Annotated in this window: 27 protein-coding genes and 1 tRNA gene; 9 read left to right on the top strand and 19 right to left on the bottom strand. The window is 71.9% G+C overall.

Features of this window, described 5'->3' with window-relative positions; genetic code table 11:
- Positions 1–36: 36 nt before the first annotated feature.
- The 8 genes from pqqA to BN6_RS03750 all read left to right on the top strand — a co-directional run bounded on the left by pqqA (position 37) and on the right by BN6_RS03750 (position 7,231).
- The gene (gene pqqA, locus BN6_RS42880; RefSeq protein WP_015098209.1) at positions 37–141 is read left to right on the top strand and encodes a pyrroloquinoline quinone precursor peptide PqqA; all 105 of its coding nucleotides are present in this window, start codon (positions 37–39) and stop codon (positions 139–141) included.
- A 418-nt stretch (positions 142–559) separates the two neighbouring features.
- On the top strand, positions 560–1,276 hold the full coding sequence (gene pqqC / locus BN6_RS03780; RefSeq protein ID WP_015098208.1) for a pyrroloquinoline-quinone synthase PqqC: 717 nt from the start codon (positions 560–562) through the stop codon (positions 1,274–1,276).
- Positions 1,273–1,542 (top strand): pyrroloquinoline quinone biosynthesis peptide chaperone PqqD, encoded by a 270-nt coding sequence (pqqD, locus tag BN6_RS03775; protein ID WP_015098207.1) that lies wholly within the window; start codon positions 1,273–1,275, stop codon positions 1,540–1,542. Before pqqC ends, pqqD begins: the two co-directional genes overlap by 4 nt.
- Entirely contained in the window at positions 1,535–2,605 is a 1,071-nt protein-coding gene (pqqE, locus tag BN6_RS03770; RefSeq protein WP_015098206.1) for a pyrroloquinoline quinone biosynthesis protein PqqE, read from the top strand. The genes pqqD and pqqE overlap by 8 nt, the downstream gene beginning before the upstream one ends.
- Complete coding sequence (gene pqqB / locus BN6_RS03765) at positions 2,602–3,477, top strand: pyrroloquinoline quinone biosynthesis protein PqqB (protein WP_015098205.1); 876 nt, start codon at positions 2,602–2,604, stop codon at positions 3,475–3,477. The genes pqqE and pqqB overlap by 4 nt, the downstream gene beginning before the upstream one ends.
- Before the next feature lie 187 nt (positions 3,478–3,664).
- Entirely contained in the window at positions 3,665–4,945 is a 1,281-nt protein-coding gene (locus BN6_RS03760; RefSeq protein ID WP_015098204.1) for a sensor histidine kinase, read from the top strand.
- Positions 4,897–5,544 carry a LuxR C-terminal-related transcriptional regulator gene (locus BN6_RS03755; protein ID WP_015098203.1) on the top strand — a complete coding sequence of 216 codons (648 nt, stop codon included), beginning with the start codon at positions 4,897–4,899 and terminating at the stop codon, positions 5,542–5,544. Before BN6_RS03760 ends, BN6_RS03755 begins: the two co-directional genes overlap by 49 nt.
- A 55-nt stretch (positions 5,545–5,599) precedes the next feature.
- Positions 5,600–7,231, top strand: a complete 1,632-nt coding sequence (locus BN6_RS03750; RefSeq protein WP_015098202.1) for a DUF885 domain-containing protein — start codon at positions 5,600–5,602, stop codon at positions 7,229–7,231.
- A 271-nt stretch (positions 7,232–7,502) separates the two neighbouring features.
- Here BN6_RS03750 and BN6_RS03745 read toward each other — a convergent pair.
- The 12 genes from BN6_RS03745 to BN6_RS03695 form a co-directional block, all read right to left on the bottom strand.
- Positions 7,503–7,576 (bottom strand) — tRNA-Leu (locus tag BN6_RS03745).
- 87 nt (positions 7,577–7,663) lie between these two features.
- Positions 7,664–8,734 carry a SagB family peptide dehydrogenase gene (locus BN6_RS03740; RefSeq protein ID WP_015098201.1) on the bottom strand — a complete coding sequence of 357 codons (1,071 nt, stop codon included), beginning with the start codon at positions 8,732–8,734 and terminating at the stop codon, positions 7,664–7,666.
- A complete protein-coding gene (locus BN6_RS03735; RefSeq protein WP_015098200.1) occupies positions 8,715–9,833 on the bottom strand; it encodes an ATP-grasp domain-containing protein in 1,119 nt (372 codons plus the stop codon). Before BN6_RS03735 ends, BN6_RS03740 begins: the two co-directional genes overlap by 20 nt.
- Positions 9,834–9,835: 2 nt before the next feature.
- Positions 9,836–9,958 carry a hypothetical protein gene (locus tag BN6_RS49460; RefSeq protein ID WP_015098199.1) on the bottom strand — a complete coding sequence of 41 codons (123 nt, stop codon included), beginning with the start codon at positions 9,956–9,958 and terminating at the stop codon, positions 9,836–9,838.
- A gap of 188 nt (positions 9,959–10,146) precedes the next feature.
- A complete protein-coding gene (locus BN6_RS03730; RefSeq protein ID WP_015098198.1) occupies positions 10,147–11,472 on the bottom strand; it encodes an NAD(P)/FAD-dependent oxidoreductase in 1,326 nt (441 codons plus the stop codon).
- A gap of 182 nt (positions 11,473–11,654) precedes the next feature.
- A complete protein-coding gene (locus BN6_RS03725; RefSeq protein ID WP_015098197.1) occupies positions 11,655–12,197 on the bottom strand; it encodes a hypothetical protein in 543 nt (180 codons plus the stop codon).
- Positions 12,194–13,516 (bottom strand): DUF58 domain-containing protein, encoded by a 1,323-nt coding sequence (locus BN6_RS03720; protein ID WP_015098196.1) that lies wholly within the window; start codon positions 13,514–13,516, stop codon positions 12,194–12,196. The genes BN6_RS03725 and BN6_RS03720 overlap by 4 nt, the downstream gene beginning before the upstream one ends.
- Entirely contained in the window at positions 13,513–14,472 is a 960-nt protein-coding gene (locus BN6_RS03715; RefSeq protein ID WP_015098195.1) for an AAA family ATPase, read from the bottom strand. The genes BN6_RS03720 and BN6_RS03715 overlap by 4 nt, the downstream gene beginning before the upstream one ends.
- On the bottom strand, positions 14,469–14,954 hold the full coding sequence (locus BN6_RS03710) for a hypothetical protein (protein ID WP_015098194.1): 486 nt from the start codon (positions 14,952–14,954) through the stop codon (positions 14,469–14,471). The genes BN6_RS03715 and BN6_RS03710 overlap by 4 nt, the downstream gene beginning before the upstream one ends.
- Positions 14,951–15,610 (bottom strand): DUF4129 domain-containing protein, encoded by a 660-nt coding sequence (locus tag BN6_RS41550; protein ID WP_051075430.1) that lies wholly within the window; start codon positions 15,608–15,610, stop codon positions 14,951–14,953. Before BN6_RS41550 ends, BN6_RS03710 begins: the two co-directional genes overlap by 4 nt.
- 68 nt (positions 15,611–15,678) lie before the next feature.
- Complete coding sequence (locus tag BN6_RS03700; protein ID WP_015098192.1) at positions 15,679–16,008, bottom strand: hypothetical protein; 330 nt, start codon at positions 16,006–16,008, stop codon at positions 15,679–15,681.
- Positions 16,009–16,076: 68 nt separating this feature from the next.
- The gene (locus BN6_RS03695; protein ID WP_015098191.1) at positions 16,077–16,808 is read right to left on the bottom strand and encodes a uracil-DNA glycosylase; all 732 of its coding nucleotides are present in this window, start codon (positions 16,806–16,808) and stop codon (positions 16,077–16,079) included.
- 30 nt (positions 16,809–16,838) lie between these two features.
- Between BN6_RS03695 and BN6_RS03690 the strand changes: the two genes are divergently transcribed.
- On the top strand, positions 16,839–18,326 hold the full coding sequence (locus tag BN6_RS03690; RefSeq protein WP_015098190.1) for a S10 family peptidase: 1,488 nt from the start codon (positions 16,839–16,841) through the stop codon (positions 18,324–18,326).
- Between the two features lie 178 nt (positions 18,327–18,504).
- Here the strand turns inward: BN6_RS03690 and BN6_RS03685 are convergent, their stop codons facing one another.
- The 7 genes from BN6_RS03685 to BN6_RS03655 form a co-directional block, all read right to left on the bottom strand.
- Positions 18,505–18,912, bottom strand: coding sequence for a tetratricopeptide repeat protein (locus BN6_RS03685; protein WP_015098189.1), 408 nt, complete (start codon positions 18,910–18,912; stop codon positions 18,505–18,507).
- Between the two features lie 32 nt (positions 18,913–18,944).
- Positions 18,945–20,042 (bottom strand): ABC transporter ATP-binding protein, encoded by a 1,098-nt coding sequence (locus BN6_RS03680; protein ID WP_015098188.1) that lies wholly within the window; start codon positions 20,040–20,042, stop codon positions 18,945–18,947.
- Positions 20,035–21,015 (bottom strand): ABC transporter ATP-binding protein, encoded by a 981-nt coding sequence (locus BN6_RS03675; RefSeq protein ID WP_015098187.1) that lies wholly within the window; start codon positions 21,013–21,015, stop codon positions 20,035–20,037. Before BN6_RS03675 ends, BN6_RS03680 begins: the two co-directional genes overlap by 8 nt.
- A 9-nt stretch (positions 21,016–21,024) precedes the next feature.
- On the bottom strand, positions 21,025–21,927 hold the full coding sequence (locus tag BN6_RS03670) for an ABC transporter permease (RefSeq protein ID WP_015098186.1): 903 nt from the start codon (positions 21,925–21,927) through the stop codon (positions 21,025–21,027).
- Positions 21,920–22,843 carry an ABC transporter permease gene (locus BN6_RS03665; protein ID WP_015098185.1) on the bottom strand — a complete coding sequence of 308 codons (924 nt, stop codon included), beginning with the start codon at positions 22,841–22,843 and terminating at the stop codon, positions 21,920–21,922. The genes BN6_RS03670 and BN6_RS03665 overlap by 8 nt, the downstream gene beginning before the upstream one ends.
- Positions 22,844–22,909: 66 nt before the next feature.
- Positions 22,910–24,535, bottom strand: a complete 1,626-nt coding sequence (locus BN6_RS03660; RefSeq protein ID WP_015098184.1) for a peptide ABC transporter substrate-binding protein — start codon at positions 24,533–24,535, stop codon at positions 22,910–22,912.
- A 167-nt stretch (positions 24,536–24,702) separates the two neighbouring features.
- Positions 24,703–25,653, bottom strand: a complete 951-nt coding sequence (locus BN6_RS03655; protein WP_015098183.1) for a Ppx/GppA phosphatase family protein — start codon at positions 25,651–25,653, stop codon at positions 24,703–24,705.
- Positions 25,654–25,742: the final 89 nt, after the last annotated feature.

The following is a 25,742-nucleotide window of genomic DNA, read 5'->3' as shown; positions in this document are numbered from 1 at the left end:
CCACGGAGAGACACACCGAATCCGAGGAGTCGCGCAATGTCAGCCGAGAAGACGCCGAAGCCGAAGCGCACCTGGGTCAAGCCGGACTTCCGGGACGTCGACACGCCGATGGAAGTCACCGCGTACGCCGCGCGCGGCTGAGCCGGCACGCCCTCCGTCGTGGCTCCGGGCGCGATCTCGCGGGCGGAGCCACGACGTGGTGCGATCACACCGCGCCACCCCATGCACCACCCACAAGCGTCACCCCACGCACGACCCCACGCACCACACCCAAGCGCCACGCCAAAAGCACGTCCCAAGCAGCGGCCGAAGCTCAACGTCCCACGAACCCTGCCCACACACCACGCCCGTGCAAAAAGCCCACGCTCACACGGATGCACACGCACCACACCGGCCCACCACACCCACGCCAACGCACTCGCAACGCACTCGCAACAACGCAGTCACGACCCGACGCACTCACGCCATTCGAGACGTGGGCGCGTCGAGCCGATGCGGAACCGCGTGGGGGCAGCACTCGCCGGACGCGAAGCAGACCGGAGACCCTGGAGGCGCGCGCATGTCCGAGCCGTCGACCGAGGAGGAGTTCACCGCCCGGCTGCGGGCGCTCTCCTCCCGCTACTGGGACAGCCACCCGTTCCACCTCCGGCTGCACGCGGGCGAGCTGTCCAAGGACGAACTCCGGCTGTGGGCCGCGAACCGGTGGTACTACCAGCGCTGCATCCCGCGCAAGGACGCCGCGATCCTGGCCAACTGCCCGGACCAGGACGTCCGCCGGCAGTGGCGGGAGCGGATCGTCTGGCACGACGGCGAGCGCGCGGGCGAGGGCGGTGCGGAGAACTGGCTGCGGATGGCCGAAGCGCTGGGCCTGACCCGCGAGGAGGTGCTCGACGAGCGGCACGTGCTGCCCGGCACGAGGTTCGCCGTCGACGCCTACGTGACCTTCGCGCGCACCAGACCGTGGGTAGAGGCGGTGGCGTCCGGGCTCACCGAGATGTTCTCGCGCGGCCTGATGACCCGCCGGTTGGCCGACATGCGGGAGCGGTACCCCTGGATCGCCGAGGAGGGCTTCACCTACTTCACCACGCGCCTGAAGGTGATCGAGGGCGAGGGGAAGTCCACTTTGGACCTGGTGGTGCGCAACTGCCGGACCAGGGAGCACCAGGACGCGGCGGTGGCCGCGTTGGCGTTCAAGTGCGACGTGCTGCGGGCGATCCTCGACGCAGTCGACTACTACGCGGTCGGCGGCGCCGACCGGACAACAGGACGATCATGACCGATCTCGATGCGACACCACGGCTCGGCAAGGGCGTGAAGACCTCTTACGACCAGACCCGGGAGAGCCACGTAGTGCTGTTCCCCGAAGGTGTTCTGGTGCTCAACGAGACCGCCGCGGCGGTGGTCGGGCTGTGCGACGGGCACACCACGATCACCGGTATCGCGGCGAAGCTGGCCGAGGACTTCGACGGGGTGCGGCCCGAGGACGTCGCCGACCTCGTCGCCCGGCTGACCGCGCGCAAGGTGGTGGTGACCGATGGCTGAGGCACCGTTCGGGCTGCTCGCCGAACTCACCCACCGCTGCCCGCTGCAGTGCGGCTACTGCTCGAACCCGGTGGAGCTGGTGCGCCGGGACGCCGAGCTCGACACCGCCGAATGGTGCTCGGTGTTCGACCAGGCGCGGGCCATGGGCGTGCTCCAGTTCCACCTGTCCGGCGGGGAACCGTTGGCGCGCAAGGACCTCCCGGAGCTGGTGAGCCACGCCGCCGGGCTCGGCGGGTACCTGAACCTGGTGACCAGCGGGCTGGGCCTGACCGCCGCGCGGTTGGCCGACCTGCATTCCCGGGGCGTCGACCACGTGCAACTGTCCGTTCAGGACGCGGTGCGCGCCAACGCCGACCTGATCGCCGGTGTCCGGGCGTTCGACCACAAGCTCGCCGCCGCGCGGCTGATCGGCGAGGCGGGGCTGCCGCTGACGGTCAACGTCGTCCTTCACCGCCGCAACCTCGACCACGTGGCCGGGATCATCGAGCTGGCCGAGCAGATGGGCGCGGACCGGCTGGAGCTGGCCAACACCCAGTACTACGGCTGGGCGCTGCGCAACCGGGCCGCCCTGCTGCCCACCCGGGACCAGCTCGACCGGGCGGGCGCGGTGGTGGCAGCGGCCCGCGAGCGGTCGCGGATGGAGATCGTCTACGTGATCGCGGACTACCACGAGGCGCACCCCAAGCCGTGCATGTACGGGTGGGGCGCGCAACAGCTCACCGTCGCGCCGAACGGGGACGTCCTGCCGTGCCCGGCGGCGGGCGTGATCGACGGCCTGGGGGTGGAGAACGTCCGGGACCGGCCGCTGGCCGCGATCTGGCACGAGTCGGGGTCGTTCAACGCCTTCCGCGGGTTCGACTGGATGCGCGAGCCGTGCCGGTCGTGCGTTCGCAAGGAGATCGACTTCGGCGGGTGCCGGTGCCAGGCGTTCCAGCTCACCGGCGACGCGGCGAACACCGACCCGGTGTGCTCGCTGTCCCCTCGGCGCACCGAGGTGGACCTGATCCTCGCCGCGGAGACCACGGCTCCGGCGGCGCTGACGATGCGGAAGGTGGCGCGGTGAAGGTCGTGCTGCTCGGAACGGCCGCCGGTGGCGGTGTGCCGCAGTGGAACTGCGCGTGCGGGCCGTGCGCGAAGGTGCGGGCGGGCGCGCTGCCCGCGCGGACCCAGGACTGCCTGGCGGTGAGCGGGAACGGCGAGGACTGGTGGCTGCTCAACGCCTCCCCCGACATCCGGGCCCAGATCACCGCGACGCCGCTGCTCGACCCCGGCCCCGGACCGCGCGACACCCCGGTGCGCGGCGTGCTGTTCACCGACGCCGAGGTGGACCACACGCTGGGCCTGCTGACGTTGCGGGGCGCGGTGGGGCTGCGGGTGCACGCGCCCGCGACCGTGCTGCACGCGCTGGGCGACGCGCGGGCGGTGCTGGACAAGTACGCCGAGTGGACGTGGCGGCAGGTCGAGCCGGAGCAGACGTTCGCGCTGGCGGGCGGGCTGGAGGTGACCGCGTTCCCGGTCAGCGGCAAGCGCCCGAGGTACGCCGGCGAGTCGCCGGTGGCCGGGCACTGGGTGATGGCCTACCGGGTGTTCGACCCGGCGACCGGCGGGATCGTGCTGTACGCGCCGTGCCTGGCCGGGTGGCCGCTGGGGTTCGACGACCTGGTCGCGGAGGCGGACGTGGTGCTGCTGGACGGCACGTTCTACGCGCCCTCGGAGATGGGCTCGGCGACCGGCCGGACGGGCGGCCAGTCCGCGATGGGGCACCTGCCGATCACGCACACCCTGCCCGAGCTGCGCCGCCACCCCGGCGTGCGGCGGATCTACACGCACCTCAACAACACCAACCCGGTGCTCGACCCGGACTCCGACGAGCACGCCAAGCTGCGCGAGGCCGGCGTCGAGGTGCTCCCCGACGGCGCGGTCCTCGACGTGTGACCCACCTCGATCCCACCCACCGCCGCCGGCCTTACCCACCACCGCCGGCCCCACCACCATCGCCGGCCCCGCACCACCGAAGCCCGCCCCGCCGAAGCCCCGGTCGGCGGGAGCGGGCGCACGTGCCCGGCCGATCGGGGGGTTAAGCCCACCGCTTTCACCCCTGCCACCCGGAAGAATCACCCGCATGACGGACCACGACCTCGTGCGCGGTGCGGGGACCCGGATCAAGGCCGCGGCGTTCGGCCTGGCCCGGGTGCCGCTGTGCGTGATCGGCCTGCCCCTGATCCCCCTGCAGCTCTACGCCTACCCGCTGGTCCTGGTCACGGTCGGCGTGCCGATGCTGCTGCTGTTCACCGCGATCACCCGGCGCTACCTGCTGGTCCACCGCCGGTGGGCGGGCAACGTGCTGGGCGCGGAGATCGCGCTGCCCTACCGGGTGCCCGCCAACCGGGGCCCGATGACCAGGGTGCGGGCCATCGCCACCGACCCGCAGACGTGGAAGGAACTGGGGTTCCTGCCGCTCAACGCGATCGTCGGCGTGCTCTGCGGCGTGCTGCCCACGGCGCTCTGGCTGGGCGGGCTGTTCGGCTTCGTCACCCCGCTGCTGTGGATGTTCGGCGCGGACGACGTCGACTACAGCGGGATCACCCCGGACGTGCCGGGCAGCTTCCTGATCGCCCCGCTGATGGGCTCGCTCTACCTGGTGATCGCCTGGTGGGCCACGCCGCGCGTGGTCCGGCTGCACGCCCGGTTCGTGCGCTTCTTCCTCGCGCCGAGCCAGACCGAGGCGCTCACCCACCGGGTGCGCGAGCTCGCCGACTCGCGGGCCGACACGGTCGACGCGCAGGCCGCCGAGCTGCGCCGGATCGAGCGCGACCTGCACGACGGCGCGCAGGCCCGGCTGGTGGCGCTGGGGATGAGCCTGGGCATGGCCGAGGAACTGCTCGTGCGCGACCCGGACGCGGCCCGGGGTCTGCTGGTCGAGGCGCGCCAGTCGTCGTCGCAGGCGCTGTCCGAGCTGCGTGACCTGGTGCGCGGGATCCACCCGCCGGTGCTGGCCGACCGCGGGCTGGACGGCGCGCTGCGGGCGCTGGCGCTGGCGCACCCGCTGCCGGTCGAGGTGGACCTGGTGCTGGCCGGGCGGCCGGAGGCGCCGGTGGAGTCGGCGGCGTACTTCGCGGTCGCCGAGACGCTGACGAACGTGGCCAAGCACAGCGGGGCGACCAGCGCGTGGGTCCGGGTGCGGCACGACGACGGCCGGCTCGCGCTGATGATCGGCGACAACGGCCGGGGCGGCGCGGAGGCGACCGAGAACGGGGGATTGCGGGGAATCGAGCGCAGGCTGGCCGCCTTCGATGGCACCCTCGGGATCGCGAGCCCGGTGGGCGGGCCGACGATCGTGACCATGGAGCTGCCGTGCGAGTTGTCCTCGGTGAAGACCTCGTCCTCCTCCGGGACGGCCTGATCCGGCTGCTCCAGGCCTACGACTTCGACGTGGTGGAGGCGGTCGACTCCGGTCCCGCCCTGCTCAAGGCCATGGTCGACCACCGCCCGGACGTGGCGGTGGTCGACGTGCGCCTGCCGCCGACGTTCACCGACGAGGGCCTGCGGGCGGCGATCGAGGCGCGCAAGCGGGTGCCGGGGCTGCCCGTGCTGGTGCTCTCCCAGTACGTCGAGCAGCTCTACGCCCGCGAGCTGCTGTCCGACCGCGGCGGCGGTGTCGGCTACCTGCTCAAGGACCGGGTGTCCGACGTCACGCAGTTCGTGGACGCCATCAAGCGGGTCGCGGCGGGCGGCACCGCGATGGACCCCGAGGTCATCACCCAGCTGTTGGCGCGCAGCGGGCGGGACCGGCCGCTGGCCACGTTGACCCCGCGCGAGCGGGAGGTGCTCTCGCTGATGGCGGAGGGCCGGTCGAACGGCGCGATCGCGGCGCGGCTGTTCGTGACCGAGAAAGCGGTGGGCAAACACACCGCCAACATCTTCGGCAAGCTCGACCTGCCGCTGTCCGAGGACGACAACCGCCGGGTGCTCGCGGTGCTGGCCTATTTGGACCGGCTGTAAATCGTTATTTAGGCTAAGCACCGTTCCGACTTTCCCGCCGACGCCAGGGGTACCGATGGATACGACGGCCGCGCTCGCCGATGAACTGCTCGACCTGATGTCCCGGCTGTCCCCGCTGGGCGCGACGATCTACGGGCTGCCCGGATACGACCACCTGCTCGCCGACCACCGGCCGGAGACCGAGGAAACGACCCGGGCCGCCGCCGTGCGGATCGCGGAACGCGCGCGGGCGCTGCCCGACGACGACGACCCGGTCACCCGCGCGGTCGTCGTCCAGCAGGCCGAATCCACCGTGGACCTGATCGACGCGCGTTCCGTCGAGTACACGATCACCGATTCGTTCTTCGCCCCGGCGGGCGAGCTGCTGTCGGTGCTGCCGATCGTCGCGCCCGCGGACGAGGAGCAGGAGCGGGCCTACCTGTCCCGGCTCGCGACGGTCCCGGCGTTCCTGCGCACGGTCGCCGAGCGCCAGGTCGCCGGTTCCGCCGCCGGCCGCACGCCGGTCCAGCACCTCGTGGCCGCGGCGCTCGCCCACCTGGACCGCTACCTGGCCGCCGAGGAGGACCCGTTCGCCCGGCCGCAGGGCGGCGCGGGGTTCACCGCCGAGCGGGACCGGCTCATCGCCGGACAGGTGCGGCCGGCGTTCGCCGCCTACCGGGACGTCGTAGCGGGGCTCAGCGGCCGTCCCACGGATCAGGTGGGCCTGTGCTGGCTCCCGGAGGGCGAAGCCGTCTACGCGGCTCTGGCGCGCGCTCAGACCACCACAACGCGGTCTCCCAAGGAGCTGCACGAGACCGGGCTCGCCATCATGGCGGAGCTGGCCGAGGAGTACGCCGAACTCGGCGAGCGGGTGTTCGGCACCCGCGACACCGCGGCGGTCTTCGAGCGGATGCGCGAGGACCCGGCGCTGCGCTGGCGGTCGGAGGACGAGCTGATCTCCGCCGCGCGCGAGGCGGTGACCCGGGCCGAGGAGGCCGCGCCGCGCTGGTTCGGCCGGGTGCCGGAGCGGCGCTGCGAGGTCGAGCCGGTGCCGGCCGTGGACGCGCCGGGCGCGCCGACGGCGTTCTACGCGCCGCCGTCGATGGACGGGACGCGGCTGGGCACCTACTACGCCAACACGCACCGCGTGGAGGAGCGCTTCCGGTACCAGGCCGAGGCGATCGCGTTCCACGAGGCGGTGCCGGGGCACCACTTCCAGATCGTGCTGGCGCAGGAGCTGGCCGACCTGCCGATGCTGCGCCGGGTCGCGACGGTCACCGGGTACCTGGAGGGCTGGGGCCTGTACTGCGAGCGGCTGGCCGACGAGATGGGGCTGTACTCCGACGACGTGGCGCGGCTGGGGATGCTGGCCATGGACTCGATGCGGGCGGGCCGGCTGGTCGTGGACACCGGGCTGCACGCGCACGGCTGGAGCCGCGAGCGGGCCATCGCGTACCTGCGGGAGAACACGCCGCTGGCGCAGGTGGAGATCGAGTCCGAGGTGGACCGCTACATCGCCGCGCCGGGCCAGGCGCTGGCCTACATGGTGGGGCGGTTGGAGATCCAGCGGGTGCGGGCGGAGGCCGAGCGGGCGCTGGGCGACCGGTTCGACATCCGGGCGTTCCACGACGTGGTGCTGGGCGGCGGGCCGCTGCCGCTGGCCGTGCTGGACGAGGTCGTGCGGACCTGGGTGGCCGCGCAGGCGTAACGACCCCGACATGACGACCTGGGCATGACGCGCGGCGGGCGGCTCGGCACCTCTGAGCCGCCCGCCGCGTCGTCTGCGCGTCGTCCGGGCTTGGTCTGGGCCAGGCCCCGGCATCACACCACCGCCGGGGCGCGACACTGCCCTTTCGGGGCATTGACAAGCGCATACCCCGATATCCGACCGGCACACCCGAGTCGGCCGCTCTCGACCGACTCGGCCGCTCGTTCGCGATCACTCGGCAGTCGAGTGACTACGAAGGTTGCGGTACACGTGCCCCCGACGGGATTCGAACCCGTACTGTGACTCTTTTAAGGAGCCTGCCTCTACCGATTGGGCTACGGGGGCAGCGAGGAGCCTAAGCCGTTACCGAGCGTTCGTGGGGCCGGTTCGGCACAAGTCCCCCGCACGGCTCAATGCCATCCGCTATTGCGCTCATTCAGGTAATGGACCCAGCGCGCTCATGCCAAGTACGACTTCGTGATAAGCGTCACAGTGGAGTGCCTGTTCGAGGAGTTCATCCCGCAATGCTGCGGTGAAGCCGATACCAAAACCCATTGCGGTAGCAACCAGATAAGCGGTTTGCGACAGATGGCCCACGTCCATTTGCACAACCCGATAAGCCCGTGACGTGTCGTAACGCCACCTGGTCCGTTCGAGTACCGCCGTGTACGCGAGGACCAACGGCGCCTGCCCGACCCACTCCTGGTCACCGGCCGCCTCCGCCATCTCGGCGGGCGACCACGCCACCCCCAGCGGCTCCAGCGCGTGCGCGAACCCCTCGTAGTGGTGCCACCCGTCGACCACGCCCTCGACCCCGCGGGTGTGCGCGTAGATCTCCACCGGGTGCCGGCCGCCGCCCGACGGGCTGGTCTTGAACACCGTGCCGGTGCGCCCGATCCGGGGACGGGCGGGCGACGGCGCGGCCAGCACGCCCAGTAGTTCACCCACTCGGCCCAACGCGACCCGAGCGGTGCCGAACTCCCGGGTGGTGCGCCGGGTCAGCAGCACGTCCAGCAGCCCGCTGGCGGCCCAGTCCGGGTCGGCGGGCAGCGGCGGCAGCGGCACGGCGGACCCGCCGAACGTGCGGAACGGCGCGGGCGGCGGTTCCCGGGTCAGCTTCACGTCCAGGATCGCGTCGTGCTCGTCCGAGCCCTGGTAGGGCGCGTCGGCCAGGGTGCGGCTGGCGAAGTGGAAGTGCCGGGCGGACGCGCCCCACGGCCCCCAGCCGGCCAGCATCCGGCGCTCCGCGTCGTGCTGCGGCGAGCCCTCCACCAGCAGCACGCCCGCGTCGACCAGCTCGTCGAGGACCTTGCGCAGCGCGGCCTGGTCGGCCTCGCCCAGCGGTCCGAGCAGCACGTCGACGTCGGTGAACTCGGTGAACTTGCGGCACAGCAGCTCGGCCGTCTCGCTGATCGCGAACTGGCGGTGGTGCAGGTAGTCGTCCCACACCACAGCGCCGTCCTGGTAGAACAACGCCGCGTGCTCAGCGACCTTTACCCGCACTCAGCAGCTCCTTGAAACGCGCCGCGACCCACTCGTGCACGGCGTCGGACACCCGTTCGTCCTCGGCGCGGTGTTCGAACCAACGCCAGTCGCAATTGACGTTGACCTCCAGGAACACGTGGTCGCCGCCCGCTACGAGCAGGTCGAACGCAGCGACCTGCAACCGCCAGTGCCGGGCTAAGGCGAGCAGCCGGTCCGCGAGCCGCGGCGGCGTGTCCACCGGGGTCACCCGGACGGCCTCGGGATCGACCCACAACTGGGCCGGATCCAGCTTGTCGACCTGGAACGAGAGGGTGCGCTCCCCCACCACGAACACCCGGAGCTCGGTGTCGGCGGGTACGTACTCCTGGACGATCACCGGTGCGGACTCCGGCACGTCGCCGTAGCGACTGGTCTCCAGGGGACGGGGGAACAGGCCGTGCTGCACACCGGGGCGCGGCTCCAGCAGGTGCCGGCCGGTGGTCTTGACGATGCACCGCGCGCCGCCGGGCCGGGTCCGGCCGGGACGGGTGGTGACCATGGTGCGCGGGACCTCCAGCCCGAACGCGGCCGCGTCCGAGAGCTGGGTGAGCCGGTCGAGGTGGGTCGTGCTGCGGGCCGGGTTGACGTGCGCCCAGTCGCGGCGGGTGGTCAGCCAGTTGGCCACCGAACCCCACTGGTCCACGGCGTACGCGCCGGCCAGCGTGCCGGGTTCGACCTGGAGCGCGGAGAGCTCGAAGTGCCGGCGCCACACCAGCAGCGGGCGCAGCAGCCAGCGGTCGAGTTCGAGCAGGGGCGAGTCGGTGTAGACGGTGAGCGGCAGGTCGACGCAGCGGTCGGCGTCGATGCGGGCCATCCGGATGCCGCGCTCGGCCAGCGCGATGGAGAGCGCGTTCATCTCCATGTCGGTGGCGCGGGCGAGGACCAGCACGCACGGCACCGGGCCGCCGTCACCCTCCTCGACCATCCCGAGGCGGTGCACCTGCTCCTGGAAGTCCAGGTTCTTGGCCGGGGACCGGAAGGTGTAGTCCTGACCTTGCAGCAGCAGTGGGGTGGGCTTGACGGGCTTGACGGCCTCGGATGGGGGAACCGGATCGTCCCCCCACCCGGAAGCGGGCATGCTCAGTCGTCTTTCTTGCTGCGAAAAACCTTTCCGGCGGTGGCGTACTCGGCGGCGTACTCCGCCAGGGCACGGTCCTCGATCTCACCGCGGCGAAGCTGTGCGGCCAGCTCCTCAAGCGACATCGCGGTCACCTCTCTCCCCACTGGCGCATCACACTTTTGGTGGCGCGCCAGTCGTAGTCTCGGGTTCACGTTACGCAATGTCAAGGTCACGCGCTGCCCATTACGCTATTTGGGGGCTCAAGTTACGGCCCTAAGCCAGACGGGTGCTTGCCCACCGCGACCGAACAGCGCAGCGGGCCCGCCGCCGGTCAGCTCTTGGTGGCCCGGTCGAACTCCGCCTTCGGCTCGTGGATCTGACCGAGCGCGACCACCTCGCGGCCCGAGAACAGGGCCTGCGTCCAGTCCACGAACACCCGGAACTTGCGGTTCACGGTGGGCATGAACATCACGTGGTAGCTGCGGTGCATGAACCAGGCGACGACACCCTTGAAACGCAGGCCGAACACGTCGCCGACGCCCTTGTACAGGCCCAGGCCCGCGACCGATCCGACGTACTTGTGGAAGTAGTCCTTGGTCGGCTTGCCGCGCAGGGTGGCCACGATGTTCTTGGCCAGCAGCTTCGACTGGCGGATGGCGTGCTGCGCGTTGGGCACGCAGGTCGCCGTCGGGTCCTCCTCGGTGCGCGAGAGGTCCGGCACGGCCGAGCAGTCGCCCGCCGCCCACACCCCGGGCAGGCCCTGGACCTGCATCGCGGCCGTGCAGCGGACCCGGCCGCGCTCGTCGAGCGGCAGGTCGGTGTTGCGCAGCACCGGGTTGGCCTTCATGCCGGCCGTCCAGATGATGGTCTCCGAGTCGAACTCGGTGCCGTCGTCGAGGACGACGTGGCCGCCCTCCAGCGACTTGACCCGGGTGTCGAGGTAGCAGGTGATGCCGCGCTTCTCCAGCTGCTCCACGGTGTAGACGCCGAGCTTCGCGCTCACCTCGGGCATGATCCGCCCGGCCGCCTCGACCAGCACCCAGTGCATGTCGTCGGGCTTGAGGCCCTCGTAGTAGCGCAGCGCGTAGCGGGCCATGTCCTCCAGCTCCGCCAGCGTCTCGATGCCCGCGAAGCCGCCGCCGATGACCACGAAGCTCAGCAGCCGCTTGCGGGTCTCCGGGTCGTTCGTGCTGGCCGCCTGGTCGAGCCGCGACAGCACGTGGTTGCGCAGGTAGATGGCCTCGCCGATGGTCTTCATGCCGATGCCGACCTCGGGCAGGCCGGGGATCGGCAGGGTCCGCGAGATCGCGCCCAGGGCCGAGACGAGCACGTCGTACTCGACCTCCTCGACGTGGCCGTCGGCCAGCTCGACGGTGACCGCCTTGCGCGCGTGCTCGACCTTCGTGGCGCGCCCGGTGACGATGTGGCAGCGCTTGAGGACCTTGCGCAGCGGCACCACCACGTGGCGCGGCTCGATCGACCCGGCCGCCGCCTCGGGGAGGAACGGCTGGTAGGTCATGTGGGGCTGTGGGTCGATGACCGTGACCGACGCCTCACCGGAACGCAGCTTCTTCTGCAGACCCAGCGCGGTGTACATGCCGACGTACCCACCGCCGACGATCACGATCCGTGTGGGGTGCGACTTCACAGCAGCCATACGTCCATGGTCGCACCGGAGGGCGATTTCCGACGCGTCGGTGAGCCCCGTTGTGACCACAGTCGCCGGGTGATGCGGAACACGCAGCGCGCTGACCAGCGACAGCGCCGCCCCGGCGGGTGAAGGTGCTGAGAGGAACGATCCAGACGCTCAGCTCCCGCTGAGCTTTCCGACCCCGTTCCTCAGCTCCGCCGGCGCAGCAGCGCTACCGCCCCGGCCACCAGCCCGACCGCGCAGACGACCGCCACCACCTCGACGACCTCGTCCGTCCGGCCGCCCGACAACAGGACCACCAGCGCCGCCAGGACGAGCACACCGGCTTGCACCAGCACGTATCGCAGCGCCGCCGGGCGTAGCGCTTTCAGGTGAATGCGCGAGCGGGTGGGGATGAGCGCCGCGTAAGCGCTCAACACATGCAACAAGTGCGTCAGAGCAACGAGCGCGAGCACCCCCGGACGCACCGGCGGGCCCCCGACCACCACGATCGCCACCGCCGGATAGACGACGAGAAGGATGACGGCGGCTGACGCGGGAATCGCGACGGTCACTGCGGCCAATCCGACGTACAACACCAATGGAGCAATCATCACTCCTTCGGCGTAAAGAACGCCGGCGACCGCCAGGGCCACCACCCCGATCGCGGCCCGCAACACCCAGCCGGGCAGCCCGCCGGCCAACCGGACGACCTCGGGCTCCTCGAACCCGGCCGGCGACGGCGCGGTCATCGCCGCCTCCCCGGCCGGGCCGCCTCGCGCAGCGCACCGGAGATGGCGGCGGCCCGCGCGTCCCAGGTCACCACCGGGACGCCGTGCCGGCGCATCGCCTCCAGCCGCACCTCGTGCTCCAGCTCCAGCACCTTCAACGTCGCCGCACCCCACTCGGTCGACCGGTCCGGCCGCAGGCCCTCCGGCAGCACGTCCACCGCCAGCACCACGTTGCCGCGCCGCGCGGCGTGCACCGTCAGCTCGACCACCTCCGCGTCCAGGAACGGCGAGAGCACCACCACCAACGCCCCGTGCGGCACCTGCTCGGCCCGCAGCACGGGCTTCTGCGCCCAGCCCGCCGACCGCGCGCACACCACGAGCTGGTTGCGCAGCCGCAGCAGCTGCCGCCGCCCGGCACCGGCCCGCACGCCCAGCTGCGGCCGCCCCAGGTCCACCAGCCCGACCCGGTCGCCCTGCCGCAGGTACCCGGCGGCCAGCGACGCCGCCGCGCGCACCGCCAGGTCGAGGCTGCCGCCAGACCGGGTGGTCGCGCCCTTCGCGCCCACCGACCACTCGCCCAGGTCCTGCTCGACGTCCAACCGGGTGTCCAGCGCCAGCACCACGTCCGCGTCGGCCTCCGCGTGGTGCTCGCGGACGTGCAGGGTGCCCGCCCGCAACGACACCCGCCAGTCGATCCGGCGCAGCCGGTCCCCCGGCTGGAACGCCCGGATGTCGCGCAGCTCCACCGAGTCGCCCGGCCGCCACGTCCGGTGCGCGCCGACCAGGCCCCGGGCCCGCGCGGGCAGCAGGCCCGCCGGGAGCTGGTGCACCAGCGGCAGCAGCACCCGCCCGCGTTCGGGCGCGGTGACCGGCCCGTGCGCGAACAGCCCGTCCGGCCCGGCCACCAGGTGGTCCGGCCGCAGGTCGACGCCCTCGCCCCAGGCGTTGCGGCGCAGCACCACCTCGATCGACGCGGCCGACGCGGGCAGCAGGTGCACCGGGCCCAAGCCCGGCCCGCCGGCGGGCAGCCGGATCGCCAGCACCTCCGCGCCGAGGCCCGGGTCGACGTCCACCACGGACTTCGCCGCGCCCACCTCGCCGGTCCGGGGCAGGCCGCGGACCCGCACGTCGGGCTTGCCGCCGATCGTGGTGACCAGCGCGACCAGCGTCGACAGCAGCAGCGGCGCGCCGAACAGGACCAGCTCGACCCGGTGGATCAGCCCGCCGAGCACGACCAGGCCCACGCCCACCGCCGCCCCGCGCACCAGGGCGTCGGTCGGGTGCCAGTGCGCGCCCCGACCGCTGGTCAACGCCTCCCGGATGCGCCCCGCCCGGCTCATGACCGGGTGACGGCCGGGCCGGGCACGCGGCCCAGCAGCTCGGTGACGACCTCCACCCCGGTGATGCCCGACGTCCACGTCTCCGGGCGCAGCGTCAACCGGTGCGCCAGCGCCGGGACCGCGCACTCCTTGACGTCCTCGGGCAGCACGAAGTCACGCCCGTCGAGCACCGCCAGCGCGCGGCCGACCAGCACCAGCGCCTGCGCCCCGCGCGGCGACGCGCCGACCTCCACGGCCTGGTGGGCGCGGGTCGCGGCGGCCAGGTCCACGCAGTAGCGCAGGATGTCCTCGTCCACCGAGACCTGCTCGACGCCGTCCTGGAGCGCGAGCAGCCGCTCGGTGTCGAGCACCGGTTCGACGGTCGCCTCCTCCTGCCTGCGGGCCAGCCGCCGGCGCAGCACCTCGACCTCCTCGTCGGCGGGCGGGTAGCCGACGTCCAGCCGCAGCAGGAACCGGTCGAGCTGGGCCTCCGGCAGCGGGTAGGTGCCCTCGTACTCGACCGGGTTGGCGGTGGCCAGCACGTGGAACGGCCGGGGTAGCGGGAACGTGCGGCCCTCGACCGTGACCTGCCGCTCCTGCATGGCCTCCAGCAGCGCGGACTGGGTCTTGGGCGGGGTCCGGTTGATCTCGTCGGCCAGCAGCAGGCCGGTGAACACCGGGCCCGCCCGGAAGGTGAACTCGCGGTCGCCCGGGTTGTAGATGAACGACCCGGTCACGTCCGCGGGCAGCAGGTCGGGGGTGCACTGGAGGCGCTTGAAGTCCAGCCGCAGCGCCTGCGCGAGCGAGCGCGCCATGAGCGTCTTGCCCAGGCCCGGCACGTCCTCCAGCAGCACGTGCCCACCGGCCAGCACCGCGGCCAGGGCCAGCCGCACCGAGCGGTGCCGGCCGACGACGACGGCACCGACCGCGTCCAGGACGGCCTTGCCCTCGGTGCCGATGTCAGATGCAGTCGTCACAGGTTCTCCAACAGCCGGGTGAGCGTGCGGTGGTCGGGCAGGGTGGCGCCCGGATCGGTGACCAGGCGGTGCAGGTCGGGGTCGAGCAGGGCGGCGGCCCGCGGGTCGGCCAGGTCGGGCACGCCGTGCCGCTGCCGCAGCCGGGCCTCCACCAGCCGGCGCAGCCGGGGCTGGATCCGCACGGCGAACCGGTCCTGGTCGACGGCGGCCTCCGCCAACCGGCCGGCCAGGGTGCTCGCCTGCACCGACCCGGCGGTGGAGAAGTGCGCGGGCGACGGGGCCCACAGCACGTCGGTGGCCCTCGGCAGCCGGGCCACCAGCACGGCCAGCGCCAGGGCGGGCACGGCGATCAGCACGGCCCAGGGCACCGGCGCGCCGGCCCGGGTCAGCAGGAACGCGGTGGTCGCGCCGACGACCACGCCGACCGTGATCGCGCCGCTCATCCCCAGCAGCGGGGTGATCTCCCGCTTCTCCTCGCTCATCGCGGGTCGCCCAGGTCGTGCACGATCCGTTCGAGGGCGTCCTCGGCGGCGCGGGCGTCGGCGTCGGTGACCTCGGCGGTGCCGAACCGGGCCCGCTGGTAGACCGTGCGCAGCCGGCCGGCGGCGGCCTCGTCGACCCGGTGCCGGGTCAGCAGTGCCCCGGTGAACTCGGTGGGCGTCTCGTGCGGTGCGCGGGCCACGCCGCTGTCCGCGGCGGCCTGCTCCAGGCGCATCCAGGACAGCACCACCGCGTCGCGCGGCGGTCCGCCCGTGCGGGTCCGCAGTTCGCGCAGCGCTTCCCGCGCGCCGCGCACCAGGATGTCGGGAGCCGACTCGGCCCCGGCGTCGGCGGTCTCGACGGCCTGGCCCACGCCCCGCCGGCGGCGCAGGGACAGCCGCACCGAGGCCAGCAGGCCGACCACGACGATCAGCGCGGCCACCGTCAGCACCAGGAACACCGCGATCAGTGATCCGCCCGCCTCGGACGCGGCGACGTCGTTCAGGTCGGACTGCGGGCGCGCGGGGGCGAGCGTCGTCGCTTCCGCGTCGGCCGGGCGGGTGTCCGCGTAGGGCACCGGCGAGGTCCCGTTGGCCGCGATCGCGACCACGACGAGGGCGGCACCCACCAGCAGCGCGAGTGCGAGCCGGGGATTCATGACGGCATGATGCACGCCGCACCGGCTCGCGGGCCCGCTATTTGACCAAAGCTTGAGTCACCAGGGGCTCAGGAGAACGCGACCGAGCGGAACAGCAGCCGGTCGGACGCCTTGCCACCCGGCCGAAGGGTGTAGTGGTCGCCCTCGCAGTCGCTGCCCTTGAACAGCGTCACCGTGGACGTGGTGGCGTTGCGGGGCCGGAACGCGAACGTGCCGTGCTCGTTCTCGACCTCCGGGATCCCGATGCACTCGCGGCTTTCCGGGTCGACCAGCTGCCCCGACTCGATGTCGCCGGTCGAGTCGTTGTACCGGTACTCGAACTTGCCGTCGGCGGCGAGCGCCGAGGCGGGCGCGGCCAGCACGAGGGCGGCGGTGAGGGCGGCGACGCGCAAACGCATGGTTCTGCTCCAGTGGTCGGGATCTGTGCGCCCACCTTGGTGGGCCCGGCCGCCCGGCGCAGGTCCGGTCACCCCGTCGTGGGGTCACCACCACCGGTACAGGTGAGCCCGGCCGTCCCGGCGGCGGTGCGCAGCACGTCCTGGAGCATCCCGGGGGTCAGCCGGCGGGTGTAGGTGTTGTGCGGCGACACGTGGTAGCTGCCGTAGACCGTCAGCGCCGGGCCGTCGTCCAGGGCGTCGAGCACGACCGACGCGCCGTGGCCGAACTTCGGCGCCGGCCGGGGCACCTGCCACCCCGCCGACAGCACCGGCAGCAGCGCCTGCCAGCCGAAACCGCCCAGCACGACCACGGCCCGCAGCGTGGGCCGCAGCAGTTCCAGCTCCGCCACCAGCCACGGCCGGCAGTTGTCGCGCTCCTGCGCGGTCGGCTTGTTCGCGGGCGGCGCGCACTTCACCGGGGCGGTGATGCGGGTGCCGTACAGCTCCAGGCCGTCGCCGGCGCGCACCGACGTGGGCTGGGAGGCCAGGCCGACGGCGTGCAGCGCGGCGTACAGGAAATCACCCGACGGGTCGCCGGTGAACATCCGGCCGGTGCGGTTCCCGCCGTGCGCGGCCGGGGCCAGGCCGACCAGCGCGAGCCGGGCGTCCGGCGGGCCGAAGCCCGGCACCGGGCGGCCCCAGTACGCCTGCCCGGCGTACGCGGCCCTCTTGACCCGGGCCGTCTCCTCCCGCCAGGCGACCAGCCGGGGGCACGCCCGGCACGTGGTGACGCGCCGGTCCAGGTCGGAAAGAGAAAGCACGCAGCCCTGCCCCAAACGTAGAGTTCGACCATGACCGACAAGGACACCGGGGACGAGCTGACCCCAGCGGACAAGGCCGCCGAAGGCAAGGACACCCCTGCCGACGACCTGGTCACCACCCAGCACAGCATCACCGTCAAGCGGCGCAAGCTGAACTACACCACGACCACCGGTCGGGTGGTGCTGCGCAGGGAGGTGCTCACCGACGGCAAGTTCGACGGGCACCTGGCCAAGGCGGAGGTCTTCCTCACCTCCTACACCCTCGACGGCGCGGACGCCGGCAAGCGCCCGGTCACCTTCGCGTTCAACGGCGGGCCGGGCTCGTCGAGCGTGTGGCTGCACCTGGGGCTGCTCGGCCCGCGCCGGGTGGTCTCCGGCGACGTCGGCGAGCTCGTGCCGCCGCCGTACGACCTGGTGGACAACCCGGAGACCCTGCTGGCGCACAGCGACCTGGTGTTCATCGACCCGGTCTCCACCGGGTTCTCCCGCGCGGTGAAGGGCGAGAAGCCCGGCGAGTTCCACGGCTTCCAGGGCGACGTCGAGTCGGTCGGCGAGGTGATCCGGCTGTGGACCTCGCGCAACGGCCGGTGGATGTCGCCGAAGTTCCTGGCCGGCGAGTCCTACGGCACCACCCGCGCGGCGGCGCTGGCCGAGCACCTGCAGGTGCGCTACGGCATGTACCTCAACGGGCTGATGCTGATCTCGTCCGTGCTGGACTTCGCCACGCTCGACTTCAGCGAGGGCAACGACCTGCCGTACTCGCTGTTCCTGCCCACCTACGCCGCCATCGCGCACTACCACGGCCTGCACGGCGACCGGTCGCTGGAGGACGTGCTGGCCGAGGCGGAGGACTTCGCGTCCCGCGACTACCCGTGGGCGCTGGCCCGCGGGCACCGGCTGTCCGAGGAGGAGCGCGCGTCGGCGGTGGCCCGGTACGCGGAGCTGACCGGGCTGTCCGAGGACTACGTGGACCGGGTGAACCTGCGGGTGGAGCACGTCCGGTTCTTCACCGAGCTGCTGCGCTCGCGGCGCAGGGTGGTGGGCCGGCTGGACTCCCGGTTCACCGGGGCGGACGTCGACTACGGGCGCGAGATGTTCAGCGAAGACCCGTCGTACTCGGCGATCATGGGCCCGTACACGGCCGCGCTGAACCACTACCTGCGGTCGGACCTGGGGTACGAGAACGACCTGCCGTACGAGATCCTGTCGCGGTCCGTGCACCCGTGGTCGTACAAGGAGTTCGAGGGCACGCACGTGACGGTGGCGAACAAGCTGTCGTCGGCGATGCGGGCCAACCCCGACCTCAAGGTGCACGTCGCGTACGGCCACTACGACGGCGCGACGCCGTACTACGCGGCCGAGCACGTGTTGGCGCACCTGAACATCCCGGCCGAGCTGCACGACAACATCGAGTCGGCGTACTACCCCGCCGGCCACATGATGTACGTACATGAGCCCTCGCGGGTGCAGCAGTCGAAGGACCTCGCGGACTTCGTCCAGTCGGCCTCGAACCGTTAGGGCGCAACAGACTCCGAGCGCCGGGTGCGGTTCACGAGCCGCGAGCCGCTCCGGCGTCCGCAGGGCCCTGTGAGGCACATATGAGGCACGACCTGGGTCCGGGAGATCCGGACGCCGGGGCGGTTCGCGTGGAGCGAGCCGCCCCGGCGTCCGTGGTGCCGGCCGGGTGGTGGACCGGTCAGCTGGTCAGGCGGTCGAGCGCGGCGAGGTTGTCCTGCGCGTGCGGGTCGCCGAGGTCGGCCGCCGCCTGGTACCAGCGCTTGGCCAGGGCGATGTCGCCGAGGAAGTCGTAGACGTCGCCCAGCACCGCCATCGCGTCCGCCTGGCCCGCGTCGGCGGCCCGTTGCAGCCACGGCAGGGCGGCGTCCTCGTCCTTCCAGACGTGCCAGAGGAACGAGCCGAACTCGGCGACGCCCCGGACGTGGCCGGCCGCCGCCGCGCGGCTGAGCCAGCCGCCGACCTCGTCCTGGAGCTCGTCCTGGTCGTCCTCCCCGGTCAGGTCCTCCTCCAGCAGCAGGGCCAACTCGACCATCGCTTCGACGTCCCCGCCCTCGGCGGCGGCGCGGAGCGCGGTGGGGTCGGTCATCGGGGTTGTCCTCTCCTGAAGTCCGCCGCGGGTCAGGGCACGACGGATCGTTGCTCGGCGAAGTGGCAGGCGCTGAGGTGGCCGTCCCGCTCGACCAGCTCGGGCTCCTGCTGCGCGCACAGGTCCCGAGCCTTCCAGCACCGCGTCCGGAACCGGCAGCCCGAGGGCGGGTCGATCGGCGACGGCACGTCGCCGGTGAGCCGGATCACGTCCCGCCGGCCGCGCAGCGCCGGGTCGGCGACCGGCACGGCGGACAGCAGCGCCTGGGTGTAGGGGTGGGTGGGGCGCTGGTAGATCTCCTCCTCGGTGCCGATCTCGACGATCTTGCCCAGGTACATCACCGCGACCCGGTCGGACAGGTGCCGCACCACCGACAGGTCGTGCGCGATGAACACGTACGCCAGCCCGAACTCGGACTGGAGCTCCCGCAGCAGGTTCATCACCTGCGCCTGGATCGACACGTCCAGCGCGGACACCGGCTCGTCGCAGACGATCACCTTGGGCCGCAGCGCCAGCGCCCGCGCGATCCCGACCCGCTGCCGCTGCCCGCCGGAGAACTGGTGCGGGTAGCGGTTGATGTGCTCCGGGTTCAGGCCGACCACGTCGAGCAGGTCGCGCACCTTCGCCGCCCGGGAGCCCTTCGGCGCGACCTCCGGGTGGATCTCGAACGGCTCGCCGATGATGTCGCCGACCGTCATCCGCGGGTTGAGCGAGGTGTACGGGTCCTGCAGCACGATCTGCATGTCCCGCCGCAACGCCCGCAACGCGCTGCCGCGCATGCCGAACATCGGCCTGCCCTCGAAGTGCGCGGTGCCCGCCGTCGGCGGTTCGAGCAGCATCAGCACCTGGGCCAGGGTGGACTTGCCGCACCCGGACTCGCCCACCACGCCGAGCGTCTCGCCGGCGGACAGCGTGAACGACACCCCGTCCACCGCCCGCACCTGGCCGACGGTCCGCTTGAACAGCACGCCCCTGGTCACCGGGAAGTGCTTGACCAGGTCGCGCACCTCCAGCAGCGCCGAGGGGTCCGGCGGTGTCGGGTCGGGCCCGGTCACCCGGTCCGGGCCGCCGCCCAGGTCGGGCCCGGCCCGCTTCACCCCTGGCCGTTCAGCCCCTGCCCGCCTAACCATCGAGCACCTCCGACGCGAAGTGGCACGCGCTGGTCCGGCCGAAGCCGAGCCGTTCCTGCGCCGGGACCTGCACCGAGCACACGTCCTGCGCGCGCGGGCAGCGCGGGTGGAACGGGCACCCCGGCGGGATCCGCAGCAGGTTCGGCGGCAGCCCCTTGATCGTGTCCAGCACCGTGCCCTTGGAGTCCAGGCGCGGCAACGACTTCATCAACGCCTCGGTGTAGGGGTGGCCGGGCGAGCGGAACAGCGACAGCGCGTCGGCCTGCTCCACGATCCGGCCCGCGTACATCACCACGATCCGGTCGGCCACCTCCGCGACCACGCCCAGGTCGTGCGTGATCAGCACCAGGCCCATGTGCCGCTCGCGCTGGATCTCGGCGAGCAGGTCCATGATCTGGGCCTGCACCGTGACGTCCAGCGCGGTGGTCGGCTCGTCCGCGATCAGCACCTCGGGGTCCAGCGCGAGCGACATGGCGATCATCGCGCGCTGCCGCATCCCGCCGGAGAACTGGTGCGGGTAGTCCCGGACCCGTTGCCGCGCATGGGGTATCCGCACCAGGTCGAGCAGCTCGACGGCCCGCGCCCGCGCGTCGGACCGGCTCATCCCGCGCCGGGTGCGCAGCTGCTCCTCGATCTGGAACCCGACGGTGAACACCGGGTTCAGCGCGGACAGCGCATCCTGGAAGATCATCGCGACACCGTCGCCGCGCAGCCGGCGGCGCCGTTCCGCCGACGCCGTCAGCAGCTCCTCGCCGTGGAACCGCACCGAACCGCGCGTGACGAACGCGGGCGGCGTGTCCAGGATGCCCATGACCGCCTGCGCCGTCACGCTCTTGCCGGACCCGGACTCCCCGAGCACCGCGACGGTCTCGCCCACGTCCACGTGGTAGCTCACGCCGTTGAGCACCCGCACGACCCCGTCCCGCGTGCGGAACTCCACGTGCAGGTCCTCGACCTCCAACAAGGCCGTCACCAAGTCCTCCTACCGCAGTTTCGGATCGAGGGCCTCGCGCACCGCGTCGCCCAGCATGACGAACGCGAGCACGGTCGCGGTCAGGAAACCCGCCGGGAACAGCAGGGCGTGCGGCGCGACGCGCACGTACTTGGTGGCGTCGTTGATCAGCACGCCCCAGGACACCACCGGGTTGCGCAGGCCGATGCCGAGGTAGGTCAACGTCGCCTCGGCCCCGATGAACGCGCCGAGCGCGATCGTCGAGTACACCAGCACGGGCGCGACGCAGTTGGGCAGCATGTGCTTGGTGATGATCCGGCGCGGCGAGGCGCCCAGCGCCCGCGCGGCCTTCACGTAGTCCTGCTGCTTGGCCGCGATCGCGGTGGACCGCATGATCCGCATCGACACCGGCCACGACAGCACCGCGATCGACAGCACCACCTGCGCCACGATCCGCACCGGCCCGACGTCGAGGTCCTCCGCGTTCACCGTCGTCAGGATCACGATGGCGCCCAGCACGAACGGCACCCCGACGAAGATGTCGGCGATCCGCGACACGACCGCGTCGACCCACTTGCCGTAGAACCCGGCCAGGATGCCGATCGCGGACCCGAGCACCACCACGCCGATCGTCGCCAGCAGACCGACCACGATGGACGCCCGCGTGCCGTGCACGACCCGGGTGTAGATGTCGTAGCCCTGCTGGTCGAAGCCGAACCACGCGTCCGCCGACGGCCCCTGCCGGCTGCGGGAGAGCACCGCCGCGTACGGCTCGCCGGGGGCGAACAGCCTCGGGAACAGCGCCATCAGCACGACGAGCAGGATGACCGACACCGACACCCAGAACACCGGTCGGAAGCGCAGCGCGTGCCACGCGTCCCCGAAAAGCCCGCGCGGCTTGTCCAGCGCCAGCACGGTGATTTGCTCAGTCATAGCGGATCCTCGGGTCGAGCACGGCGTAGAGCAGGTCCACCAGCAACGTCATCACCAGGTAGACCAGCACCAGGACGGTGACCACGCCGGTCACCATCGCGCCGTCCTTGGTCAGGACCGAGCGGTACACCAGCCCGCCCACGCCGGGCACGTTGAAGATGCCCTCGGTGACGATCGCGCCGCCCAGGAACGCACCCAGGTCGGTGCCCAGGAAGGTGATCACCGGGATCAGCGAGTTGCGCAGCAGGTGCACGCCCACCACCCGGCTCTGCGGCAACCCCTTGGCCAGCGCGGTGCGCACGTAGTCCGCGCGCCGGTTCTCCGCGATGCTGGCCCGGGAGAGCCGTGCCACGTAGGCCATCGACAGCGACGCCAGGACGAAGCCGGGCACGAACAGGTTGCCCCAGGTCGGTGTCGACACGGTCGGCGAGATCCAGCCGAGCTGGAGGCCGAACACCAGCTGCACCACGTACCCGGTGACGAACACCGGGATGGAGATCAGGAACAGCGTGGAGACCAGCACCAGGCTGTCCAGGAAACCCCGGTTGCGCAGCCCGCTGACCACGCCCGCGGTGATGCCGATGACCGCCTCGATCAGCAACGCCACCAGGGCGAGCCGCAGCGTCACCGGGAACGTCGCCCCGACCTGCTGGATCACCTGGATGCCCGACGAGGTCTCGCCGAAGTCGCCCCGCAGGACGTTGCCGAGGTACTTCACGTACTGGAGCCACAGCGGGTCGTCGAGGTTGAACTTGTCCCGCATGCGCTCGATGTAGGCGGGCGGGCAGTCCCGCTCGCCGCACTTGCCGGCGAACGGGTCGCCCGGGACCGCCCACACCATCGCGTAGATCAGGAAGGTGGTCCCGAGGAACACCGGGATCATCTGCAGGAGTCGGCGCAGCACATAGAAACCCATGTCACGCTCTTTCAGCGGCGGAGGGCCGGCCCGCGGTCGGGCGGGCCGGCCCTGGGAACCGGGGTGCTAGGCGACTTCCACCGAGTCGAGGTCCAGCTTGCGGAACGGGTGCAGGTTCGCGACCTTGAGCCGGTTCGACTTGCCGGCGATGGTCTTCTGCGTCCACAGCGGGATCGACGGCATGTCCTCGGCGAGCATCTTCTCCGCCTCCAGGTACAGCCGGATGGCCTCGTCCTCGCTGGCCGCCTTGTCCGCCTCGGCGAGCTTCGCGTCGAACTTCGGGTTCGTGTAGAGCCCGTCGTTGGACGACGCACCGGTGCGGAACAGCGGCGTCAGCCAGTTCTCGATCGACGGGTAGTCCGCGATCCAGCCCGACCGGTACATGCCGGTCATCTCGTGCGCGTTCACCTTCTGCCGGAACTCGCCGAAGCTGGTCGTCGGCACGAACCGCGCGTTGACGCCCAAGGTGTTCTTGATGCTGTTCGCGACCGCCTCGGCCCACTCCTGGTGGCCACCGTCGGTGTTGGACAGCAGCACGATCTCCCCGGTGTAGCCGGACTTCGCGAACTCCTCCTTGGCCTTGTCCGGGTTGAACTTGCAGTACTCGCCGCACTGGCCGGGCTGATAGCCCTTCATCAACGGGTGCACCCAGCCGTCGGCGGGCTTGCGGGTCCCCTCGAAGATCCGCTGGGTGATCTCCTCGCGGTTGATCGCCATGGAGAGCGCGCGGCGCAGCGACGCGTTGTCGTAAGGCTTGGTGTAGAACGGGAGCGCGATCGTCTGGTTGTTCAGCGTCTCCCGCGTGACGACCCGGTCGCCCAGGTCCGTCTCGTACTTCTGGCCCGCGAGCGCGTTGGGCGGCAGCTCCTCCATGAAGTCGAGGTTGTTGGCCACCAGGTCGGCGTAGGCCGACTCACGGCTCTGGTAGACCTTCAGCGTGAGGTCCTTGAACTTCGGCTTGTCGTCGCCCGGGTAGTCGTCGTTGCGGGTCAGCTTGATGTCGGTGCCGACCGTGCGCTCGACGAACTTGAACGGGCCGTTGCCGATCGGCTTGGCCTCGAACGCCGCCTGGTCCTTGAAGAACGCCTCCGGCAGCGGCGCGAACACCTCGTAGCCGATGGTCACCGGGAACACCGCGAACGGCTCGGACAGCGTGATGGTGAACGTCGTGTCGTCCACGACCTTCAGGCCGGACAGCTTCTCCGCCTTGGGTGCGGGCGGCTTCTCCGGGCCGTCGGCGCCGTCGGGGTCCGCCGGGTTGACGTCCTTGTAGCCCTCGATCTGGGAGAAGAAGCTCGCGCCCTGCGTGGCGTTGGGGCCGTAGGCGGTCCAGTTCCACGCGTCCACGAAGCTCTTCGAGGTCACCGCGGTGCCGTCGTGGAACTTCCAGCCCGGCTTGATCTTCACGGTGAACAGCTTGGAGTCCTGGGTGTCGATCGACTCGGCCATCGCGTTCACCGGCCCGGCGTCCTCGTTGCGGTACTCCACCAGGCCGGTGAACAGCGCGTCGAGCACGCGGCTGCCACCGACCTCGGTGGTGTTGCCGGGCACCAGCGGGTTCTCGGGCTCGGTGTTGAAGATGGTGATCCCGGCGTCGGTGTTGGACCCGCCTGCCGGGGCCTCCGGGGTCCCGCAACCGGTCGCGATCAGAGCCACCGCGACAGCCACCGGAACCAAACGTGCTTGTGACATGCGTCCTCCCACCTGTTCGGGGGTAACCGAGCAGAGTCGACCGCTCTCGCAGCGTGTCAGAGGACGCTAATCGGACAGTGGTGCACGCCACATGGGTGATGCGGTTACAACAGAGTCACGAACAATGCCAGTTGACATTCGGGTGGGGTAGGAAGATCGACTCGCGTTCAGGCTAGCGAGAACGCGATCCCGTCGAGGATGTCGTGCTCACTGGCCACCAGCTCGGTCACCCCGTGGGTGGCCAGGTGCTCGGCCAGCGTCCGCACCACGAGCGCCCCGCCGGCGATCACGTCCACCCGGCCCGGGTGCATCGGCCCGAGCGCGGCCCGCTCGTCGTGACCCATGGTGAGCAGCCGGTCGGTGATCTCCCGGATCCGGTCGATCGGGAGCCGGGCCAGGTGGATCTCGGCGGAGTCGTAGGCCGGCAGCTCCTTGGCCAGCGCCACCAGCGTGGTGACCGTGCCGGCGACGCCGATCCACGTGCCGGTCCTGGCCGTGGGCACCGCGGCGAACGCCTCGCCCAGCACCCCGGTCGCCACCGCGACGGCCTCCTCCACCTGCGCGGCGGTCGGCGGGTCGTCGTGCAGGCAGCGCTCGGTCAGCCGCACGCAGCCGATGTCGACCGACCGCGCGGCCTCCACGTCGGCCCGCACGCCGTCCCAGGAGCCCAGCACGAGCTCCGTGGACCCGCCGCCCACGTCGGACACCAGGAAGGGGCCCTCGGCGGCGTCCAGGTCCGCGACGGCCCCGGCGAAGGACAGCCGCGCCTCCTCGTCCCCGCTGATCACCTCGGCCTCGACGCCCAGCACGGCACGGGTCATCTCGAAGAACTCGTCCCGGTTGCGGGCGTCGCGGGTGGCGGAGGTGGCCACCATCCGGACCCGCTCGGTTCCCTTGCGGCGCAGGATGTTCGTGTAGTCGGCGAGGGCCGCCCGGGTCCGCTCCAGCGCCCCGGCGTCGAGCACGCCGGTCGCGTCGACCCCCGCGCCGAGCCGGACCACCCGCATCTCCCGGTGCACGTCCCGCAGCCACCGCGACCCGTCGTCGGACACCGTCACGTCGGCCACCAGCAGGCGGATCGAGTTCGTCCCGCAGTCGATAGCGGCCACCCGGCCCATGTCGCCCCCTCGCATCACGGACGGTCCGACGCCGTCGCGAGGAGAAGTTACGCGGCCACCACCGCGCCCGCGCCCGGAGGTCCGCCCGC

It is taken from the genome of Saccharothrix espanaensis DSM 44229 (genome assembly GCF_000328705.1).
GTDB classification, from domain to species: domain Bacteria; phylum Actinomycetota; class Actinomycetes; order Mycobacteriales; family Pseudonocardiaceae; genus Actinosynnema; species Actinosynnema espanaense.
Note: the sequence above shows the minus strand (reverse complement) of the source record. Positions and strands in the feature narration are given on the sequence as shown.

Excerpts from the sequence above, each read along its gene's own strand:
- pqqA (WP_015098209.1), top strand. The coding sequence starts at position 37 with ATGTCAGCCGAGAAGACGCCGAAGCCGAAGCGCACCTGGGTCAAGCCG.
- pqqC (WP_015098208.1), top strand. The coding sequence starts at position 560 with ATGTCCGAGCCGTCGACCGAGGAGGAGTTCACCGCCCGGCTGCGGGCG.
- pqqD (WP_015098207.1), top strand. The coding sequence starts at position 1,273 with ATGACCGATCTCGATGCGACACCACGGCTCGGCAAGGGCGTGAAGACC.
- pqqE (WP_015098206.1), top strand. The coding sequence starts at position 1,535 with ATGGCTGAGGCACCGTTCGGGCTGCTCGCCGAACTCACCCACCGCTGC.
- BN6_RS03760 (WP_015098204.1), top strand. The coding sequence starts at position 3,665 with ATGACGGACCACGACCTCGTGCGCGGTGCGGGGACCCGGATCAAGGCC.
- BN6_RS03750 (WP_015098202.1), top strand. The coding sequence starts at position 5,600 with ATGGATACGACGGCCGCGCTCGCCGATGAACTGCTCGACCTGATGTCC.
- BN6_RS03735 (WP_015098200.1), bottom strand. The coding sequence starts at position 9,833 with ATGCCCGCTTCCGGGTGGGGGGACGATCCGGTTCCCCCATCCGAGGCC.
- BN6_RS49460 (WP_015098199.1), bottom strand. The coding sequence starts at position 9,958 with ATGTCGCTTGAGGAGCTGGCCGCACAGCTTCGCCGCGGTGAGATCGAG.
- BN6_RS03730 (WP_015098198.1), bottom strand. The coding sequence starts at position 11,472 with ATGGCTGCTGTGAAGTCGCACCCCACACGGATCGTGATCGTCGGCGGT.
- BN6_RS03725 (WP_015098197.1), bottom strand. The coding sequence starts at position 12,197 with ATGACCGCGCCGTCGCCGGCCGGGTTCGAGGAGCCCGAGGTCGTCCGG.
- BN6_RS03720 (WP_015098196.1), bottom strand. The coding sequence starts at position 13,516 with ATGAGCCGGGCGGGGCGCATCCGGGAGGCGTTGACCAGCGGTCGGGGC.
- BN6_RS03710 (WP_015098194.1), bottom strand. The coding sequence starts at position 14,954 with ATGAGCGAGGAGAAGCGGGAGATCACCCCGCTGCTGGGGATGAGCGGC.
- BN6_RS41550 (WP_051075430.1), bottom strand. The coding sequence starts at position 15,610 with ATGAATCCCCGGCTCGCACTCGCGCTGCTGGTGGGTGCCGCCCTCGTC.
- BN6_RS03700 (WP_015098192.1), bottom strand. The coding sequence starts at position 16,008 with ATGCGTTTGCGCGTCGCCGCCCTCACCGCCGCCCTCGTGCTGGCCGCG.
- BN6_RS03690 (WP_015098190.1), top strand. The coding sequence starts at position 16,839 with ATGACCGACAAGGACACCGGGGACGAGCTGACCCCAGCGGACAAGGCC.
- BN6_RS03685 (WP_015098189.1), bottom strand. The coding sequence starts at position 18,912 with ATGACCGACCCCACCGCGCTCCGCGCCGCCGCCGAGGGCGGGGACGTC.
- BN6_RS03680 (WP_015098188.1), bottom strand. The coding sequence starts at position 20,042 with ATGGTTAGGCGGGCAGGGGCTGAACGGCCAGGGGTGAAGCGGGCCGGG.
- BN6_RS03670 (WP_015098186.1), bottom strand. The coding sequence starts at position 21,927 with ATGACTGAGCAAATCACCGTGCTGGCGCTGGACAAGCCGCGCGGGCTT.
- BN6_RS03665 (WP_015098185.1), bottom strand. The coding sequence starts at position 22,843 with ATGGGTTTCTATGTGCTGCGCCGACTCCTGCAGATGATCCCGGTGTTC.
- BN6_RS03660 (WP_015098184.1), bottom strand. The coding sequence starts at position 24,535 with ATGTCACAAGCACGTTTGGTTCCGGTGGCTGTCGCGGTGGCTCTGATC.
- BN6_RS03655 (WP_015098183.1), bottom strand. The coding sequence starts at position 25,653 with ATGGGCCGGGTGGCCGCTATCGACTGCGGGACGAACTCGATCCGCCTG.